General features: G+C 51.3%; 16 protein-coding genes. 12 read left to right on the top strand and 4 right to left on the bottom strand.

The features are described from left to right. Positions 1-77: 77 nt before the first annotated feature. Complete coding sequence (locus EFB08_RS10280) at positions 78-1,865, bottom strand: ABC transporter ATP-binding protein (protein WP_123126862.1); 1,788 nt, start codon at positions 1,863-1,865, stop codon at positions 78-80. 144 nt (positions 1,866-2,009) lie between these two features. Between EFB08_RS10280 and EFB08_RS10275 the strand changes: the two genes are divergently transcribed. The 8 genes from EFB08_RS10275 to coaE all read left to right on the top strand — a co-directional run bounded on the left by EFB08_RS10275 (position 2,010) and on the right by coaE (position 9,254). Then, entirely contained in the window at positions 2,010-3,110 is a 1,101-nt protein-coding gene (locus EFB08_RS10275) for a Glu/Leu/Phe/Val dehydrogenase dimerization domain-containing protein (RefSeq protein ID WP_123126861.1), read from the top strand. Positions 3,111-4,147: 1,037 nt separating this feature from the next. After that, positions 4,148-5,287 (top strand): transcription antitermination factor NusB, encoded by a 1,140-nt coding sequence (gene nusB / locus EFB08_RS10265; protein WP_227006292.1) that lies wholly within the window; start codon positions 4,148-4,150, stop codon positions 5,285-5,287. Between the two features lie 135 nt (positions 5,288-5,422). Continuing rightward, entirely contained in the window at positions 5,423-5,728 is a 306-nt protein-coding gene (locus tag EFB08_RS10260; protein WP_123126858.1) for a YtxH domain-containing protein, read from the top strand. A 9-nt stretch (positions 5,729-5,737) separates the two neighbouring features. Continuing rightward, positions 5,738-6,736, top strand: coding sequence for an isocitrate/isopropylmalate dehydrogenase family protein (locus EFB08_RS10255; RefSeq protein WP_123126857.1), 999 nt, complete (start codon positions 5,738-5,740; stop codon positions 6,734-6,736). A gap of 33 nt (positions 6,737-6,769) precedes the next feature. Beyond that, positions 6,770-7,318 carry a DUF1573 domain-containing protein gene (locus EFB08_RS10250; RefSeq protein WP_123126856.1) on the top strand — a complete coding sequence of 183 codons (549 nt, stop codon included), beginning with the start codon at positions 6,770-6,772 and terminating at the stop codon, positions 7,316-7,318. A 14-nt stretch (positions 7,319-7,332) separates the two neighbouring features. Next, a complete protein-coding gene (gene yajC / locus EFB08_RS10245) occupies positions 7,333-7,668 on the top strand; it encodes a preprotein translocase subunit YajC (RefSeq protein ID WP_123127053.1) in 336 nt (111 codons plus the stop codon). An 86-nt stretch (positions 7,669-7,754) separates the two neighbouring features. Further along, positions 7,755-8,657, top strand: a complete 903-nt coding sequence (locus EFB08_RS10240; RefSeq protein WP_125077706.1) for a YbbR-like domain-containing protein — start codon at positions 7,755-7,757, stop codon at positions 8,655-8,657. A 3-nt stretch (positions 8,658-8,660) separates the two neighbouring features. Beyond that, entirely contained in the window at positions 8,661-9,254 is a 594-nt protein-coding gene (gene coaE / locus EFB08_RS10235) for a dephospho-CoA kinase (protein WP_123126854.1), read from the top strand. Positions 9,255-9,726: 472 nt separating this feature from the next. Here coaE and EFB08_RS10230 read toward each other — a convergent pair whose 3' ends face one another. Both EFB08_RS10230 and EFB08_RS10225 read right to left on the bottom strand, forming a co-directional pair. After that, on the bottom strand, positions 9,727-10,893 hold the full coding sequence (locus EFB08_RS10230; protein ID WP_123127052.1) for a hypothetical protein: 1,167 nt from the start codon (positions 10,891-10,893) through the stop codon (positions 9,727-9,729). A 306-nt stretch (positions 10,894-11,199) separates the two neighbouring features. Continuing rightward, positions 11,200-13,383, bottom strand: a complete 2,184-nt coding sequence (locus EFB08_RS10225) for a PKD domain-containing protein (RefSeq protein ID WP_125077705.1) — start codon at positions 13,381-13,383, stop codon at positions 11,200-11,202. A gap of 424 nt (positions 13,384-13,807) precedes the next feature. Between EFB08_RS10225 and EFB08_RS10220 the strand changes: the two genes are divergently transcribed. From EFB08_RS10220 to EFB08_RS10210, 3 genes are all read left to right on the top strand, one after another. After that, positions 13,808-14,512, top strand: a complete 705-nt coding sequence (locus tag EFB08_RS10220; RefSeq protein ID WP_165864852.1) for an Ig-like domain-containing protein — start codon at positions 13,808-13,810, stop codon at positions 14,510-14,512. Positions 14,513-14,615: 103 nt separating this feature from the next. Next, positions 14,616-15,158, top strand: a complete 543-nt coding sequence (locus EFB08_RS10215) for an RNA polymerase sigma factor (RefSeq protein WP_123126851.1) — start codon at positions 14,616-14,618, stop codon at positions 15,156-15,158. Continuing rightward, entirely contained in the window at positions 15,152-16,621 is a 1,470-nt protein-coding gene (locus EFB08_RS10210; RefSeq protein ID WP_123126850.1) for a hypothetical protein, read from the top strand. Before EFB08_RS10215 ends, EFB08_RS10210 begins: the two co-directional genes overlap by 7 nt. Before the next feature lie 87 nt (positions 16,622-16,708). Here EFB08_RS10210 and EFB08_RS10205 read toward each other — a convergent pair whose 3' ends face one another. Further along, a complete protein-coding gene (locus EFB08_RS10205) occupies positions 16,709-18,475 on the bottom strand; it encodes an APC family permease (RefSeq protein ID WP_123126849.1) in 1,767 nt (588 codons plus the stop codon). Positions 18,476-19,005: 530 nt separating this feature from the next. Between EFB08_RS10205 and EFB08_RS10200 the strand changes: the two genes are divergently transcribed. Then, the gene (locus EFB08_RS10200) at positions 19,006-19,458 is read left to right on the top strand and encodes a LexA family protein (RefSeq protein ID WP_123126848.1); all 453 of its coding nucleotides are present in this window, start codon (positions 19,006-19,008) and stop codon (positions 19,456-19,458) included. Positions 19,459-19,462: the final 4 nt, after the last annotated feature.

The following is a 19,462-nucleotide window of genomic DNA, read 5'->3' as shown; positions in this document are numbered from 1 at the left end:
AACAGAAAAGCCATCTTCCGCTTCAAAAGGGAAGATGGCTTTTCTGTTAGTTTCTGCAAAACAGGCTTGAAACGGGCCTACTCCAGATCTTCAGTCTGCAGCTGACGCTCATAAAGGGCGCGGTACAGGCCCTCAGATTCCAGCATCAGTTCTTCGTGGGTGCCGTGCTGCACTACTACGCCATCGTCTAAAACCAAAATCCTGTTGGCCAGTTTCACGGAGCTTACCCGGTGCGAGATGATGATGGAGGTACGGTTGGCCATCACGCGCTGCAAACTGTTCAGAATGGCATTCTCCGTTTTGGTGTCTACCGCCGAAAGTGAGTCGTCCAGAATCAGGATTTTAGGCTCACGAGCCAGGGCACGGGCGATGGACACGCGCTGTTTCTGTCCGCCGGAAAGGGTGATGCCGCGCTCGCCCAGTACGGTGTCAAACTGCGCCGGGAAGTGCATGATGTTCTCGTAAACATCGGCGTCTTTAGCGGCCTGCAGCATCTTGTCCTCGGGCAAGGCATCTACCCCAAACCCGATGTTGTTTCTAATGGAGTCTGAGAACAGGAACACGTCCTGCGGCACGTAGCCAATCTGGCTGCGCAGGTTACTAATCTTGTAGTTCCTGATGTCTTCGCCGTCCACCAGAATACGTCCGCCGGTGGCGTCATACAAACGGCAAACCAACGCAGCGATGGTGCTCTTGCCCGAACCCGTGTTGCCAATCACTGCCAGCGTATCACCGGGATTGATCTGGAAGGACAGTTTCTTCAAGGCATGGATGCCGGTATCTGGATACACAAAGTCCACCTCGTCAAAGACAATAGCGCCTTTGATGTCTTTCTCCAGGTTCTTCTGTGAGATGATATCGGTTTTGGTGTTCAGGAACTCGTTGATGCGCTCCTGCGAGGCCGCAGCGCGCTGCACCAGAGAAGTCGTCCAACCCAAGGCCGTCACGGGCCAGGTGAGCATGTTCACATAGATCAGGAACTCCGCGATGACCCCTGGGGTGATGCTGCCGTTAATCACCTGCTTTCCGCCCAACCACACGGTAATGATGGTGCTCAAGCCAATCAAAAACAGAATAAGCGGGAAGAACAGCGAGTTTACGAAGTTCAGCTCCAGCGATTTGTCTTTGTACGTGTTGCTGGCCGTGGTGAAGTTGGCGTGCGAGTCCTGCTCGCGCACAAACGATTTCAGCACCCTGATGCCCGAGAACGCCTCCTGCACAAACGTAGTGATTCCTGAAAGGCTCCGCTGGATTTCGTCTGATTTCTTCTCAATGATGTTGTTCACATAATAGATGCTCACCGAGAGAATAGGCAGCGGCAACAACGTGTAGATGGTCAACTCCACGTTCACCGAAAGCATGTACGGGATTACCATCAGGAATAGAACCACCAGGTTGATGCCGTACATAATGGCCGGTCCAAGGTACATCCGCACGCGGCTTACATCCTCAGAAATACGCGCCATCAAATCGCCGGTGTTGTTGCGGCGGTAGAAGGAGAGGGGCAAGGTCTGATAGTGGGCGTAGATCTCGTTTTTGAGGTCGTTTTCAATCAGGCGGCTCATTACAATGATGGTCTGCCGCATGAAAAACAGGAAAATTCCGCGCAGCAAAGCCATGAGCACAATCACAGCCCCATAGAACAAGGTGCTTCGGGCGAAGGAATCGTAGACCTGCTCTTGCTGGGCAAAACCGTCATGCAGGTTGTACATGGTAATGCCCTCGCGCACCAGGTCAAAGGCGTGCCGCACCACCTGCGCCGGAATGATGGCGAAGATGTTGGAGACAATCACAAACACAATGCCCCAGAAGAACCGGAACTTGTATTTGAGCAGATATTTATTGAGGTATTTGAGCGATTTCACAGGCTGCGGTTAAAGAAAATACGTACTAACACTTGTTAGGATTTTCTTGGTCTTCAAAAATATAAAATTAATTTTGCATCAAAATTACCGATTCGCTTCCCCAAAATCTAACAAAGTCCAATTGGTATTTAAGGTAAAACAAACATGATAGAAGTTAAAGATCTAACTACTGAGCAGGAAACCTCGGTTTTCAGCCAAATAAGCGAATACAACCATGAGCAAGTGGTGTTCTGCCACGACCATGACACCGGCTTAAAAGCCATCATTGGCGTGCACAATACCGTTTTAGGTCCTGCTTTGGGTGGTACCCGTATGTGGACATACGCAACTGAGGCAGAAGCGCTGCGCGATGTGCTGCGTCTTTCGCGCGGTATGACGTTTAAATCTGCCATTTCGGGTTTGAACCTAGGCGGCGGGAAGGCCGTGATCATCGGCGATTCCAAAAAAGACAAGACTGAAGCCATGATGCGCAAGTTCGGTCGTTTCGTGAACAACCTGAACGGAAAGTACATCACCGCCGAGGACATGGGCATGACCACCCAGGACATGGCCTACATCGGCATGGAAACGAAGTACGTAGCTGGTTTGCCAGAATCACAGGGCGGAAGCGGAGACCCATCGCCGGTGACTGCTTACGGAACCTACATGGGCATGAAAGCCGCCGCCAAGAAAGCGTGGGGCAACGACAGCCTGGCTGGAAAGAAAATCTCCGTGCAGGGAACTGGTCACGTAGGTGGTTATTTGATCGATTACCTGGCCAAAGAAAACGCCCAGTTGTTCATCACCGATATTGACCAGGACCGCTTGAAGCGTATCTCCGCGGCTACCGGTGCCACTGTAGTTGGTCTGGACGAGATTTATGACGTAGACGTGGACATCTATTCGCCTTGCGCCATGGGAGCCACCATTAATGACAATACCCTGTCTCGCCTTAAGTGCCAGGTGATTGCCGGTTGCGCGAACAACCAGCTGAAGAACGAAGACATCCACGGACCAGCTTTGGTAGACATGGGCATCGTGTACGCGCCAGACTTCCTGATCAACGCCGGTGGTATCATCAACGTGTATTCAGAAGTGAAAAAGCTGAACCGCGAGTGGGCCATGCAGCAGACCGAGCAGATCTACAACACCACGCTCAACATCTTCGCGAAAGCGGAGGCTGACGGTACGCACACGCAAAGAGCAGCTACTGAAATCGCGCAGAAACGCGTAGATGACATGGCCAAAATCAAGCAGACCTACTAGGTACCGCTTCTTCCTTTGGGAGAGCTAAAGATAGTGAATGCGTTTTCGGACTGGTTTGAAGAAACCGGGCCGGAGACGCATTCTGCTTTTAGAACTACCCCTCCGAGGAAGGGAATCCCGCTATGTGTCAGGAAGCGGTTGAACGGCAGTTCTGGTTGTCGGTGATAACACCAACAACGGCGAAGCAAAGTCGGGTCAGATATGCAAGGGCTCTCTTGAGAGGTCCTGGTAGCTTTTGTTCTTTGCGCCAGAACCATGGAGACAAGGCATGCCTTGTCTCCATGGTTCTAAATAATCCAGATTGAATAACCTATCCAGAAGCCAGGAGTGTATGTTCCCTGTGGCAGGTTGGGGCGAAGGCCTACAGTGAGGCCGAGGCACGGCCTGCTGCAAGCAGGGACTGTTCAATTGGCATTGCCCTAAGTGAGCTATGAAACAGAGGACGGCAGCCAGGTGGTACGAAGAGGTGAAGAAAAGACTGTTTGAGCGTCAGCGAGTTTCTTTTCTTCTTGATTCTTTTGGTCACTTTTCTCATCAAGGAGAAAAGTGACAAACCCCAGCAGACCGCGGCTTCAGCCTTGAGGCTTGGTAAGAAGGAATTAGAAAGTAAAGGCAGAAGGAAAGTCACTGAGGTAAATCCGTACCATAATAAACTTGAGGCTGACGCCTCACGGAAGTTGCAAACTTCCGACCATGGTAGGTCCAAGTCACAGACTTGAACCAGAGAAAGGGGGAGGAAGGAACAACAACAAAAGAAAAGAAGGAGAAGAAAACAAGGCTTTCCGTTTCACGCTTCATTTCCAAAAAGAAGCCTCAAAAGAGAAATAGGGAAGCCCCTTCTTTTAGCAGAACTAAATTAAAAGAACTCCGGTTTGCTTCTTGCTCCTTTCCTTCGGACCTTTGCGGCTGAATTGGGAGCCGGGTCGTATAAGCCTCTAAGGCCGCCCGCTTCAACCCAACTTTTACCGTAATTTACACGTTCACCACGTTCTTTCCTTATTATCATGCTCAACCGCAGAATACTCCGAATCAAAGCGATGCAAGCTATTTACGCCTACGTGCAGGCGGAGGGCTCTGACTATCAGTTAGCCCTGGACTTGATTTCGGATAGGTTTGCCCCAGACCTGATGGCCATTGAGGCGCAGGACCGTAGAAAACTGGAGGGCCAGAAGCAGATCGCCAGCCTGCTGTTCAAAGAGTGGTACGAGACCCGTAAGTTCGATACGGAAGAAAAAGACCGTGAAATCTTAGACGCCACCCAGGCCGCCGTGAACTTCTACCAGAACTCGCTGCGCAAAGACTTGAAGTTCTTCGGGAACCAGATGCTCACCGCCGCTGAGGAAATCTATGACCGCTACCTGCTCACGTTAATGGTTGGCCAGGAACTGGTGAACCAGATTGAGGGCGAGGAGCAGAAAGCCGCCACCCGGTTCACTGAGCGAAAAGACGTAAACCTGCGCAAACTGCTAGACAACAAAGCCCTGCAGAAACTGCTCAGCAATAAATTCCTGGAGCAGCGCGTGATCCGGAGAAACCTGAGTTGGGCCGGCGAGATGGAGGTAATCCAGAAAATCTACCGCAACAACCTCAAGAAAGACGAGGAAGTATTGGCCTACCTTGAGATTGTAGAACCAACCTATGAGCAGGACCACGAATTGCTCAAACATATCTTCAAAAACGTTATCTTTAAGGACGAGAACCTGCAAACGCTGTTCGAGGAGAAAGACTTGAACTGGGTAGAGAACAAATCGGTGGTCAAAAACCTGGTGAACAAATCCATCAAAATGCTGGAGGAGAACACAGATGAGAACCTCGCCCTGTTAGATCTGTCGGCCAGTTGGGAAGACGACAAGGCGTTCTTTGAGGACCTCTACAACGAGACCCTGAAGGACGACGAGAAGTACGAAAAAATGATTGCGGAAAGCGTGCAGAACTGGGATGTGGAGCGGGTGGCCTTGATGGACAAAATCATCCTGAAGATGGCGCTTTGCGAAATGCACATTTTCAGAAGCATTCCCGTGAAAGTGTCTATCAATGAATACATTGATATCTCCAAAGTATACAGCACGCCAAAGAGTAAGCAGTTCATCAATGGCGTTCTGGACAAATTATCACAAGACCTGATTGCGAGCGGAGCCATCCGGAAGTCGGGAAGAGGGTTGCTGGACAACAAATAATCCCGGCCAGATTTCGTTCGTATGGATATAACGAGTTTCCGAAGCCTCGCTTTGGGTCTGTTTCCCTGAAAACAGACCCAAAGCGAGGCTTCGGAAACTCACTCATAACAACCTACTATAACACTACCTGAAACTATGGGCAAAAAAACCAATGCTATCCTTGCCTTTTCCACCGGTATCGCCACAGGGGCGGTATTAGGGATTTTGTTTGCACCGGAGAAAGGCCGTGAGACCCGTGACAAACTGAGTTTTCAATTAGAGAAATACCGCGCCAGGCTGCTGGATCTTTCCAATGACCTGATTGCCGGAAGAGAAGAGCAGGGTTCTGCCGCCAAAACCGAAGGACAGCGTGTCATCAAAGACGCCCGCGACAAAGCCGAGCGCCTTTTGCTGGACGTAGACTCCCTCATCAACGAAATAAACAGTAAAAAGGAAATATAAGCCCTGCCCATGACAACCGTTACCCTTATTCCCGGCGACGGGATAGGTCCTGAGATCACAGAAGCCGTGAAGGCGATCTTTGCAGCCGCAGAAGTGCCCATCACCTGGGAAGAAGAAAACGCCGGACAAACTACCTTTGACGCCAAAGGAGAATTGATTCCTCAGTCTTTGATAGACTCCCTGGAGCGCAACAGAATCGCGCTGAAAGGTCCTATCACCACGCCGGTGGGCAAAGGCTTCAAGAGCATCAATGTGCAGCTGCGCCAGAAATTCGATTTATATTCTAACGTACGCCCCGCCAAAACCACGGCCGGTGTGAAAACCCGCTTCGAGAACGTTGACCTGGTGCTGTTCCGCGAGAACACCGAAGGGCTTTACTCCGGTCTTGAGATGTACGATGAGCGTTTGGGTATCTCTGACTCCGTGGCTCGCGTGACCGTGGAAGGCTGCCATAAAATTGTACGCGCCGCTTTCCAGTACGCTGCTACGCACAAACGTCCTAAGGTAACCGTGGCCCACAAAGCCAACATCCTGAAATCGGCCGGAAGACTTATTCTGGAGGCTGCCGCCAACGTGTCTAAAGAGTTTCCGGAGGTACAGTGGGACGAGAAGATCATCGATAACATGTGCATGCAGCTGGTGAGCAAGCCAGAGCAGTTTGAGGTGATTGTGACCACCAACCTGTTCGGGGATATCCTTTCTGATTTGTGCGCTGGTCTGGTAGGCGGTCTGGGCGTGGTGTCCGGAGCGAACATCGGTGATGACATGGCAATTTTTGAAGCCGTTCACGGTTCTGCTCCTGATATCGCGGGTCAAGGCCTGGCGAACCCAACCGCTTTGCTGCGTTCGGGCTTGATGATGTTGCAGCACATGGGCTTGCATGAGCACGCTGACCGCATTGAGAATGCCCTGGAGATTACCCTGCTGGACAAGAGCTGCTGCACCCGTGATTTGGGTGGAACTGCCTCTACCTCAGAATTTGCGCAGCATATCATTTCTAATTTGTAACTTGTCCTGTACTTAAACTAGGCTAAACAATATATGAAGAAGCAATTTGTAATCGCATTGTTGCTGGCCGGAGGCCTTTGGACCTCTAGCTGCGAGAAAAAAGCAGCAACAGAAGAAACCGCCACTGCCACTGAGCAGAACGCATCTGAAGGCAGCGCTCCCGTTGCCGCCAATGACCCGGCCACTAACCCTAATGTCGCCAGCCAGGAAGCCGTGAACCCCAATGCCCCTAAGCCGGTCATGACGTTCAAGGAAACGGAGTTTGACTTCGGAGACATCAAGGCTGACAAGAAAGTAGAGCATACCTTCACGTTCACCAACACCGGAAAAGCGCCGTTGATCATTGAGAACGCCAGCGCTACCTGCGGCTGTACCGTTCCAGAATGGCCACATGAGCCTATTGCGCCTGGTGGAACCGGTAACATCAAAGTGGTATTTGACCCAACCGGCAAAACCGGTCAGCAGTCTAAGCAAATCACTATCACAGCTAACACTGATCCGCAGATCAACCAGGTAAGCATTAAAACCAATATCACCGGCACAGTGCCACAGGCCGGAGCAGACGGACCTGTTCGTATGTAATCTTGAACAACCTTATGCTAACTGTATTATTGCAAGCTACCCCCGGGGGAGCAAACCTTTATTCCAACTTCCTGTTCATCGGGTTAATCATTCTGGTGTTTTATTTCTTCATGGTGCGGCCGCAGCAGAAGAAAGCCAAAGACCAGAAGAAGTTCAGGGAAGAACTGAAGCGCGGCATGAACGTGGTCACCATTGGTGGTCTGCATGGCCGTTTGCTCAGCATTGACGATGACACCGTCTGGATTGAAGTAGATAAAGGAATTAAACTAAAGTTTGACAAAGTAGCCATTGCGGTAGAAGCCACTAGCCGGGTGAATGCCAACACCCCCGCAGATACTACTACCACTTAAAAGTTACCTTGCCGTTTCATAGAACAAAGCATGCCCTCCTCTGGTTACTAAGGCCGTTTTCGCCCAAGCAGAAACAGTACTGGAGGGTGGTATTGCTTTGTTTTTTTACGGCCAGTACGTTCTGGCTGCTCAATGCCCTGAACAAGAGCTACACCACCCAGGTGTCTTACCCTATTCAGTTCAAGTACAACCCCAAAGCGCTGGTGCCGGTGAAGCCTCTGCCCGAGGAAGTGATCATCAACGTGACCGGCAAAGGCTGGAAGCTGCTCCGCAAGAACCTTTTCTTCAACATCAAGCCCGCCGAGCTCACCATCAGGGGACTGCCGAATTTAAAGCGGTTGCCCGGTCAGGCGTTGCGCCCGGCTATCTCCAATGTGCTGGATGGCCTGAACCTGAACTTTGTGGTGACAGACACCATCAGCTTTGATTTTGACCGGCTGGTGACCCGTAAATTCCCGTTGGCCATTGACACCACGCAGGTGAAGCCAGTGCCAGGTTACGTGTTTCAGGGACCGGTTAAGATTCTGCCAGACTCCGTTACGTTCACCGGGCCAGAGCTCATCCTGAACCAATTCCCCAACCCCTTTCTGCTGGATTTGCCTGAGCAGAAATTTGCCGCGCCTTTCAAAGGAGATGTGCCGCTCACGCATGACTATACTTCTTTAGTGAAAGCAGACGTGAGCGAAGCCGAGGTGCAGTTCAACGTCATCTCTCTGGAGCGGAAAGAGGTCACCGTGCAGCCGGTTCTACAGAATTTTCCGGCGGGGCATAACCTGCGGCTGGTGAACGGACCGCTCGTGCTCAGCTATTCGTATTTGCCGCGTTACCGTGACTCTATCCGGGTAGAGCAGTTTCAGGTTGCCCTGGACTTCCAGAAATTCAACGCCGCAGACTCTTCTATTGTACCTACCATCCTGCAGAAAGGTGCCCACGTAAGGCAGGTTACTGTTCTGCCGGGTAAGGTGCAGATTTCGCTAACGCCTCAGTAAACCATGCTTAAAATAGGAATCACCGGCGGAATAGGCTCTGGTAAAAGCATTGTGTGCCGCTGTTTCCAGTTGCTGGGCGTGCCTGTATATGATTCTGACACCCGAGCCAAATGGGTGATGAACCATGACCCCGAACTGCGCGACCAACTCATTTCCACCTTCGGGCCCGAGACGTTTGACGCCCAGCAGAACCTCAACCGACCTTACCTGAGTCAGAAAGTTTTCCACAACGCCACCGAACTAGCCAAGCTGAACGGATTGGTACACCCGCAGGTGCGCAAGGATTTTTACCGCTGGATGGAGCAACAGCAAGTTCCTTATATTCTCAAAGAAGCGGCCCTCATGTTTGAGTCCAACGCCTACACCCAGGTAGACCACGTGCTCACCGTCTCGGCACCTTTGAACCTCCGGCTAACCCGCACTCTGCAACGCGATGCCCACCGCACCGCCGCCGAAGTAGAAGCCATCATCGGCAAACAGCTCTCCGAGGAAGAACGCGTCAGCCGCGCACAATTTGTCCTCTACAATGACGATGAGCAATTGGTGCTGCCACAGGTAGTAAGCCTGCACGAACGCTTTCTGCAACTAGCCCGGTAGGGTGTTTTGAGCCTGTTTTTAAGAAAATAGGGTATAACCAACAAGTGTAAACACGCTATCCCTCCCTTCAAGGGGTTAATCTCTGCTTTTTATAGTTCTTTCGGTAAACACCGTACCCGTTGAAAGAACCCAATTCCAGCCTTTCGGTTGAGCGCCTTGTCAGGTTCCGGTGCCGCCAGGCATTGCGACTGCAAGGAGCAAAGGAAGCTGGCGCAGCGCGATGCCGGAAGGCGGGGCCTCGCGGCCGTGAGCGCTCGGAGGGAAACTATGCAACAACTCAGCTTATGAGTTAACGGAAACAGCGGCGCCACGGCAGCACAAGCGGACTAAAGTTCCAGAAACAAGCTTAGTAAATTGTGGACACCAGAAAGCAGAGGCATGCCCAAGCCAAAGAATTAGCCCACGCCCACGCCCAAGCAAATAATCCATTTTACAGCTTCTTTTCAGAAAATGCACCTGAAACAGGTAAGTCCTATTTAATGATCGGGTAGCGGGTGAAGGGTTTGGTGGGGTCAAAGATCTTGCGGTACGTGACGTGGGTTTTGTAGATGCGGGCACCCAGGCCGCGGGTCACCAACATCATCTTCGGGTTGAAGTCGCCTACCCAGTTCATCTCAATCTCGCGGGCACCGTACTCGTTCAAAGGTCCCTGGGCATGCACGATCATGTAAGAATCCACCCCTTTGGCCTGAAACTCGGGCACCACGCCAAAGATGACTCCAAACACTTTCTTGTCTTTGCGCTTGCTGTAGCGCCATTGGTGGTAGAGGAATTTGAGTTTGGCTACTAAATCGAATTTGCCGTTAAGGTGCTTGAAGATCTGGTTAAGCTCAGGGAGCATGATGAAAAAGGCGATGGGTTTCCCTTCAAAATACACGAAGTTGATGATCTGCTCCACCATCACGGGTTTCATGCTTTTCACCATCTTGAGGGCTTTCTCCATGGTCATCTCGTTGATGCCGGAGTGGCCCGCCCAGGCTTTGTTGTACACCTCCAGGAAATCCTGCGCCAGTTTTTCCAGGTTGTTTTTGGAAGGATGCCCAAAACTGTAGCCCGGGGTAGCATCCAGCACTGCTGACCGTTGGTAAACCTTGTCCCCGAACCGCGCGTGAGTGTCCATGTAGTAAGTGTACTGCTTGAAATACACCTGAAAACCGTAGTTCTCAAACAACTGCTGGTAGTACGGCGGATGGTAGAACATGCCGAAGTTAGGCTCGGTGAATCCCTGTACCAGTAAGCCCCACCACCGGTCCCGCTCCCCGAAATTGATGGGCCCATCCATGGCTTCCATGCCCTGCGCCGCCAACCAGTTTTTACAGGCATTGAACAGCACATCGGCCGTGGCCTGGTCATCAATGCACTCAAAGAAGCCTATGCCGCCAGTCATGTACTCAGACGCGTCTTTGGTTTTGTTGTTCACGAACGCCGCCACCCGGCCAATGGTCTGCCCTCGGTTGTCCTGGAGAATCCACCGGATAGCGGTGCCGGTCCTGAAGTTAGGGTTCTGCTTCGGGTCAAACACCTGCTCAATGTCCTTGTCCAGCGGCCTGATCCAGTTGGGGTGGTCCTTGTAAATGGAAGAAGGCAGGTCAAGAAAGGCTTTGACGGTGGCAGCGTTTTTTACTTCAAGTAAGTGCATAAGCGGCAGGGCTAAGAAAGGCAAAACTACGCAATCTGCGGCACATGCGTTTATTGGCTATTTAGAGGAAAAGAGGATAGAAGAAATAACAAAGCTGCTTTTAAGGGAATTTCAGGAATTCGGCCCCTAAATGGATGGAAGCCTGCCAGAGATCTAGGGTTTGAGTTGGCTTTTAAAGCAGGATGGCAGGAGGGGCGCAGCAAGAAGGACGCAGTAGAAAATAGGATTGAACAAACACCTGAAAAGCCGCTCCAGAGATATGGAGCGGCTTTCTGCTTGATTTGCAACCTAAAACTATTGGACTTCTTAATCTACCTTATAGATACTTCCTTTGGCATTGTTCCCGAACCAGTTTGCGGTTTTGGCATCTGCATTAATTGTGCTAGAAGGGGCGGCAAAAACTCCCCACCCTAAACTGTTGTAGATTTCACAGTCAATTAACTTTACGGCGCCTCTCACGGTTATATTAGCCGTTGGGCCTATTTCTCCCGGTATATTTGTTCCGCCGTAGCTCACGTTCACTTCGTTCAGCTCATTAAGCGGGCTTCTGCTTTCGAAAATAATTCCCTGCCAGTAGGCTAACTTATTCTGCCCATGAAAACCGGTAAAGGAGACATCAGAATCTTTCAACCCCTTGGCCACTAAATACCCATTGTTTTGTACTCGTAGCACTCTGTTCTCGTTGAACTGTACAACAATGGGCTTTTGGGGTTGAGAAATCATTTTCACCCCGGTTCTTATGTACAGATCGCTTAAAACATGCACATAAAGTCCGCCTATAGGTGTGGGCCAGGCTACTTCTCCTCCTTCACTCACAACCCCTTCTGTCTCAAGGCCGTTGTAGCCGTTGTTTAAGTTGAATCTGGAGTGGTTGTCTAATCTATAGATCTGGTTAGGATCAATAAACAGCGCTGCCCCGGTATTATGGCTGAAAACGTTGCTCGCAAAATCTGACAGATATCCTCCCCCGGGTGCTACAACCAAACCATACCCGCCGCTGTTGGTGATGGAGGAATGGGTAAGTTTCAAGACGCCTCTCGTGCCGGGCTGATTAGGATTGGCCCAAAGCAGCACATTGGCTTTTAAGTCTCTATTGCCTACTCTATAGCTGGTTTCACCCCCATAGGCCACTTCCGTATGAGTTAATTCGCTGGTAACTTTTGCAGAATTGATCACAATTCCTTTCCAGGCTCCTTTCAATTTACTCCAGCCGGTAAAGGTGATTTTCTTGTCTGCAGTACCTATGGCTTTTAAGGTACCCATTCCCCTTACTTCCATTCCTTTCCCGCGCATGAATTCTACGGTAACGCCAGGGGCAACGGTCAGGTCTCCTTCTACCGTTATATCATCAATTGCAATATACTTCACCCCGTTTTTCAGGGCTGGCCAGTTTGAGGTATGGTATTCTGGAATGCTCCCTGAAATAGCCACCCCTTTTGAATCGTTCTGAACCACAAAGGTGGAAGCGGCATCTAACATGTGAGCAACCGAAGCCGCCACGTTTAAGGGCATGGTGCTGTTATCAGTGAAGGTATTGTTTGCGAACTGCGTAAGGTTGCCTGCTGACATGCCGTAGCCATTTGCGTGTTTGAAAGTAGAGTTGGTCACTCTAAAGCTGGCATTAGACATATAGCCCCCCACAATGCCCACGTTTGTCTTCACATTCATCAACAGAGGGTCAAGGTCACTGCTTCCGCCGTACGCTACTTCCACATAATCAAAGGCATTTAAATCACTTGTAGATTCAACCATGATTCCTCTCCAGAACCCAGGGGTCTTGTTTCTACCGGTGAAGACAATCTTTTTGGTAGCGTTGCCTATGGCATTCAGGGAACCTCCATAGGCTATTCGCAATCCTTTGTCAGCCTCAAATTCCACTACCACACCAGGCTCCACCCTCACCGGGGCCGACACCCGCAGAAATCCGGTCACTATATAATCGGCTTTGCCGGGTTCTGAGAACTTGTCTTTCAAAACGAGGTCAGAAATGATATCGGTGCTCAGGATGGTGGCGCTATTGGGGTCTGAAACAGGAGTGGCGGTAACCTGTACGGTATCCTTTTTCTGCCCGTTTTTGCTTGAAACGGTTAATTCCAGTTTGTAGTCGCCGGCGGCATCTGGCACGAAGGTGGGTTTCACCTTTTTGGGGTTGGTGAGGTCAGGCGTACTTCCGGCGGGCTTCAGCACCACAGACCAGTTGTATGAGATGGAGTCGTTTCGGCTGTCTTTGGAGCCGGAGCCATCCAGGGTAACGGTTTGGCCTACCTGGGTTGTCTGGTCTGCGCCGGCATTGGCCATGATGGTTCCTATCACGGGTGCAGGAGCATCTTCTTCGTCTTCCTGGCAGCTTGCCAAGAGGGTAGAGAGCGCCACCAAAAGCAGTGTCAAGGTTTTGGCGGTGCCTGAAACAAGGCCCGCTTTACGGATGGAGAATAAGGCGCGCCTTCCTTTTTGAGGCGCAGAAAGTAAGGTGATGGGCGAATTTTTCATAAGATTTATACATAAGGATTCTTTGTCATCCTGGGGGAGCGGGACTACCAAAGGGTTGAAACAAAGGGTTTGATTGACTGAGCTGGAATCGCGGTTCTGTGGGTAAGACAGGCCCGAAAACAGAACGGTTGCCCGGCTCTGGAAAAAAATCAGAAAAAAAATCAGACGGGTATGAAACGGCTTCTTTTTACCAGGCAACCCTGGATGATGTCTGAGAGGAAAGGACTAAGGCTTCGCTCAGTTCCATCTAAAAGATGCTCTAATGATATTGACTGCTGCCCGGCTGGGTGAAACTGTTTTAGGGCCAATTCATTTAAACAGGGCAAAAAAGGAGGTTCACTATAATTTTTATAAATTTATTTTAGCTCAGGCAACGGTTCGTTGAGGGGGCCTGTCTTACCAGCAGAACCCCAAACCTATGATGATGAAAAAATATACCGCCTACGTCTCCGCCCTCCTGCTTTTGGTGCTGGGGCTTTTCAGCTGGGGCTGTGACCAGGAACAGGGAGATGAACTGCCGCTCTCGTTCCAGGACTTCAAGATCTACCCAGATGAGATGTATACCCTCAAAAACAACGGCGGATGGAGTACATTTGAACTAAGGCCCTTGGTCAATGACAGCATCAGAACCCAGGTGACCATCAAATACAGCCAACCCGTTCACGGGCAACTTGCCTCGGGCTGCAACGGGGGCACCGAGATGTGCTACGTGTTCAAAGAAGATTTCGTGGGAGATGACAGCCTCACCTACACCGTGTGTAGTGATAAGATCTGCAAAACAGAGAAAATCCTGCTGCACATTGAAGAGCCTCTGCCAACCTCCCAGTGCATCTCTAAGCTTGGCGCCGATTCTCTGGAGACGACCATGAACACGCCTAAGGAAATCAAACTCTTCGCCAATGATATCCTTTTCTGCCCGGGTGGTAGCTCGTACGGGCCCATTGTGGTGCAGCCGCGGCATGGGAGCCTTCGGTTCTATGATTATGGCGGCACGTCTTATAAAAGCGTCACGTTCATCTACACGCCGCACGCCAATTACGTGGGCGAAGATTCTTTTACCTACCGTGCCGATATGGGCTACGGGGTTTCGCAGGATATGCCCGTGAAAGTGACGGTAAAAGCCAACTGAGAGACCTTATCCAAGATTGTATATACCCTCCATCAGAATACCAGATCATATAAAATCGAATTGAATAAAGAATAAAGCGTCTTCCCAGATTTAAAGAGAACCGGTGGCCACTGAAGAAGAAATCATAGCGGGTTGTAAGCAGGAGAAAGCTGCTTTCCAGGAGAAGCTGTTTCAGCTGTACTCCCGCCGGATGATGGCGGTCTGCACGCGCTATACCAAATCCAGGTTTGAGGCCGAAGACATTTTCCAGGAGGCTTTTGTGAAGGTCTTCAAGAACATAGCCACCTACAACGGAGGGTCCTTTGAGGGCTGGATGCGCCAGATCTTCGTGCATACGGCCATCAACCACTTCCATAAAAACAAGAAGTACCAGGAACAGCTGGATTACAGCACCGTGGAGGAGGTGGTTCCCAATGACGATGACATCATCAGCACCATCTCGGCCCAGGAACTGCTGGGTCTGATCAACCAACTGCCCGAAGGCTACCGCCTTGTTTTTAACCTGTATATTGTGGAAGGCTTCAACCACCGCGAGATAGGGGACATGCTCCAGATTGCGGAAGGAACCTCCAAGTCACAGTTGGCCAAGGCGAAAAGCTATCTCAAAAAGATGCTCCAAAAACATTCAATCTCTGAACAATGCTGACGGATAAAGAACAAGAAGAGATAAGGCGCAAACTGCTGGGGCTGGAAGAAGAACCGCCTCTGGAGAGCTGGAGCAAAATAGCCGCGCAGATAAGACCGCCCAAAAAACGGCGGCCGCTGGGCTGGTTTTTCCTGGCCGCCTTGCTGTTGCTGGTAGTGCCCGGCGGCGTGTATTACCTCATCCAGAACAAACCAGAGACATCGCTTACCCAAGTCAGCCGAAACGAGAGCCCGGAGCCTGGCTTTAAGGCAGAAATTCCCAAAACAGCCGAAAAACAGGAACCGCTTGCACCTACTCCTGAATCTCGCATTTCCCGCCGGGTGACTCCTGAGAGCAGCAATATAGACACAAAAGAGCAGTCCCCGGTTTCACCGGAGATTGGCCAGAACGAGCCCAAAACACCTGGAGAAACCCAGAAAACCAGACGGAGCCGAAGAGGCGTTTCATTACCGGTTCCGGTACTACCAGGAGGAAAGATCCTGGTGCAGGTTCATCCTAAAGATTCCCTTCCGCAGGATAGGCCTGATACCCGCGCCCCAAGAGCCGCCAAAGATGTCCCTATAGCAACAGTAATCGCCAAAGACTCAGTAAAGAGCCTTGAAACCGTTCCGGCAGAGGAACAGGCCCGGGTAACGGTAGATTCTGCCAGTACAAGTGTAACGGCGGCAGATTCTTTGCAGCAGCCAATGCCAATAGACAAGCCAGAGACACCCGTGGCAGATTCTGCGGCCACGACGGCAGAGGAGAAGAAAGTAAAACCAGCCAAGCCCTGGTTTTTTGGCTTTACGGTGGCGCCGCGCTATTCGTTCAGGTCGTTTAAGCCGGTGACGGCAGACGAGGTGTACATCTACAACGTAGCCAGCCGCAAGGGCATGGACCCTGAGCGGATGGGCTATGAATTTGGCCTGAACCTGGGACGAATGATCAAACGGAACCTCTACCTGGAAACGAGCCTGTCTTTGATGAAGCTTCGGGAAAACGTTTCGTATTCGTACTCCTCGGGGCAGATAGACTCCGTGGTGACCACCGCCGCGCCAGATGGTACCCAGTTGTTGAAGCCTTATTATACCGTAGACGAGCGCCAGCTGAAGAGTTCGTTTGTGTACGGAGGACTGCGGGTAGGCCTGACCTATTTCTTCCTGGAGAAGCCGCGCAGCCGGTTCAACCTTACCGTGGCCGGCGGAATGAATCTGCTGGTCAAGGGCCGCACCCAGGAATACATCAATGGCGAGTGGATAGAGACCATCACTTTCCCCTCAAAGGAAAACCTGCTGGAGCAGTCCAACTACAACCTGCTCATCGGGGCCGGGTATAACGTCATGCTGTTCAACAAAGTGGAGCTGATGTTCATGCCTAGCCTCAATTACTTTCTGGGCTCTACGTTCAAAGAACGGGAGCCTTTTGGGTTGCGTCCCTACACTTTGGGCTTCAACCTGCAGATAAGAAAACGGTTCAACGACTAATCTTGGAGAAACAAAAAGAGCCGCACCTGAAAAGTGCGGCTCTTTTTGAGCAGATTTAAGAAAAACAGGCGTAAAGCGGAGGCTTGATCAGATCACCAACCGTACGCCGCCCAGTTCCTGCAAGCCATAAACGAAACGGTCGCCGGGCGAGCCGATGAACATGAAGTTCTTCGGGATTTTCCATTTGCTGGAGAGTTCCTGGATGAGCTCCGGCCCGAAATGTCCTCGGATGACCACGAAATCCACCTCCAGCTCAGGATAGGCCTTGTCCAGTACTTCTACCTCGTGCATCAGTTTCTTGGGCGGTTGCTCTCCCTCCCTAATGACGTTCACAATCTTGATGCGGCTGGTTTGCTCATTCTCTACCACGTAGCGCATCACTTGATTGATATTCGCGATGTTGTCGCCCCGGGTGAAGAACACGAATTCCTGCGACCGGATGGTGTTGATGAGGCGCATCATGGTGTACGAGGTCCAGGGGAGGATTTTCTCCAGAGGTTTCCCCATCTGCTGCAGCACGTAGGTGAGCAGACGCAACAACCTTATGCGGAACAGCATGATGAACACCACTGACACCGTCGGGATGAAGTACTTCAGGAACACCCACACGTAGGCCGGGTTTAGGATGGCATTTCCCAAAAGGGCCGCTAAAACAGCCATGATGGCCATGAACACCACCAAGCCCGAGGCCCGCACCGGACGTGGCAGACGGTTTCGGCGCATCTTAAGCAAGATATTCCCTACCCCAAACAAGGCCATCACTGAGAGGAAGGAGATGGTGTACACGCCCGCCAAAGCCGCAATGTCGCCGCCGGTAATGACCAGAATAGAGACACACAGCAGAAAGAAGCTGATCATGATCAGGTACGCAGAGCCCCGTTTGTTTGTGGTCAACAAAAACTGAGGCAGGCAACGGTCCAGCGTCATCCGGTGCACCAAACCCGTCACCCCCACATAAGACGTGAGTACGGCCCCACTCAGTACCATGGCGGCATTGACAGACACCAGCACCGCCAGCCAGTTACCACCCGCAATCTCCCCTAAGTAAGCCAACAGAGCCGTCTGGTGCTCGGCTACCTGGGTCATAGGAATGATGGCGATGGCCAGGAAAGCGGTAAGCGGATTGAAGATGGTCACCGCCAGCCACATGTTGCGCAGCGTTTTGGCGAACACCCCCGGTGCCTGCTCCTCCACGAAATTAGCCGAACTCTCAAACCCCGAGATCCCGAGCATGGCCGCCGCAAACCCAAAAAACAGGGCTCGCCAGATGCTTCCCTGTAGTGGTTGACTGTAATTGAGCACCAGCGTGTCAAACCCGTGGTTGAAAAGGTAGAAGAAGCCTATTAGAACCAGCAGCGTGAGCGTGCAGATGTGCGTGATGAAGATGACAATGGCCACAATGGAAGACTCGCCAATGCCCATGATGGTCAGACCCATGAAAAAGGCCAACAGCCCAACAGTGGCATAGATAATAGGGAGCCCTTCCCAGAGATGGTGCACGTAGTGCATGGCTTCACTGGCCGAGATCACAGCAGTGGCCATATACGACAGCAAGGTGAGGCACGCCGCCAGAGAAGCCGTGCTTTTGCTGGTAGTATTGAGCAGCGCGTTGTAGGCGCCTCCGTTCAGAGGCAGGGCACCCACCACTTCTCCATAAATACTCCGGAACAGATACAAGACCCCGCCCACCAGCAGAAGAGCCACCCAGGCATACTGCCCCGAGTAGATAATGGCCAATGCCGAGACATACAGACAGGAAGAGGTGATATCGTTCCCGCAGATGGCAGTGGCTGCCAACTCCTTCAGCTTAGGCGCATGAGTAGGGGAGATGGCATTCGTAAGATCTTTTTTCATCAGTTTGTTAGAAAGAGCACGCGTTTGGTTTCTTTTTTAACCAAGCTATCAGGGATTCTCAGTTGTCCTGTACTCATGGGGTAAAGGTATCTGAATACAATACATAAATCCAGTCTCTATACGGAGGAAGTTATAAACGAAGATATCAAATCCATGGATTGTATTTGGCAAAGAATCTCAGGAAAAAGCGGGGCAGACCATCCCTCCAGAACCTCCAAACGCGCGGGCTGTTGTTAGCGGCAAGGCAGCAAGAGGGGCAGGGGAATTGGGAGGGAAATATGCTGCGGAGTAGAGGTTTGTAAAGAACCGATGATCCGCAAAAGGAAGCACCTGCAAAGAAGGTTTTTTGAAGATAAAGAACGGCAGATCAGGTGGGTGGAAATCTCCTTTCGGGAGGAAAGTCAGCATTGATTCTGCTTGTAAGTCATAGAGTAGGAGAAGTGAATTCTTCTTATTTGCTATTTTATTTAGCAATTTGCATAGCCTTTGCTAATTTTATCCGTAAATAGCCACAAAATAGCAGAGACTGAATGGAAGCAGCGATTATCCCTTTGCACCCCGTAGAAGAGCAGCGGTTCCTTGTCATCATTGACCAAGGCAACTCCCTGCCCCTGTACACCACCACCGTGCAGGCCGGTTTCCCGAGCCCTGCCACCGATTACTCCGCCGATCCCATCGACCTGAACACGTATGCGAGTAACCACCCGGCTAGCACCTTTCTGGTGAAGGTGGTGGGCGACTCCATGATCGGGGCGCACATCATGCCCGGAGATCTGGCCATCGTGAACCGTGATATCAGGGCATCCAGCGGCATGGTGGTACTGGCTTTCGTGGAGGGCGGCTACACTATCAAGCGGCTGGAGGTGAAGCAGGAGGCGGCCTATCTGGTGTCTGAGAACGAGAAATATCCGCCCATCAAGATAGACTCGCCGGAAGGAGGCCTTATCTGGGGCGTGGTAGTGGGCATTCACCGTAAGTTCTAGTCTC

This window comes from Rufibacter latericius, from assembly GCF_003721515.1.
In the GTDB taxonomy this organism is placed as follows: Bacteria; Bacteroidota; Bacteroidia; order Cytophagales; family Hymenobacteraceae; genus Nibribacter; species Nibribacter latericius.
Note: the sequence above shows the minus strand (reverse complement) of the source record. Positions and strands in the feature narration are given on the sequence as shown.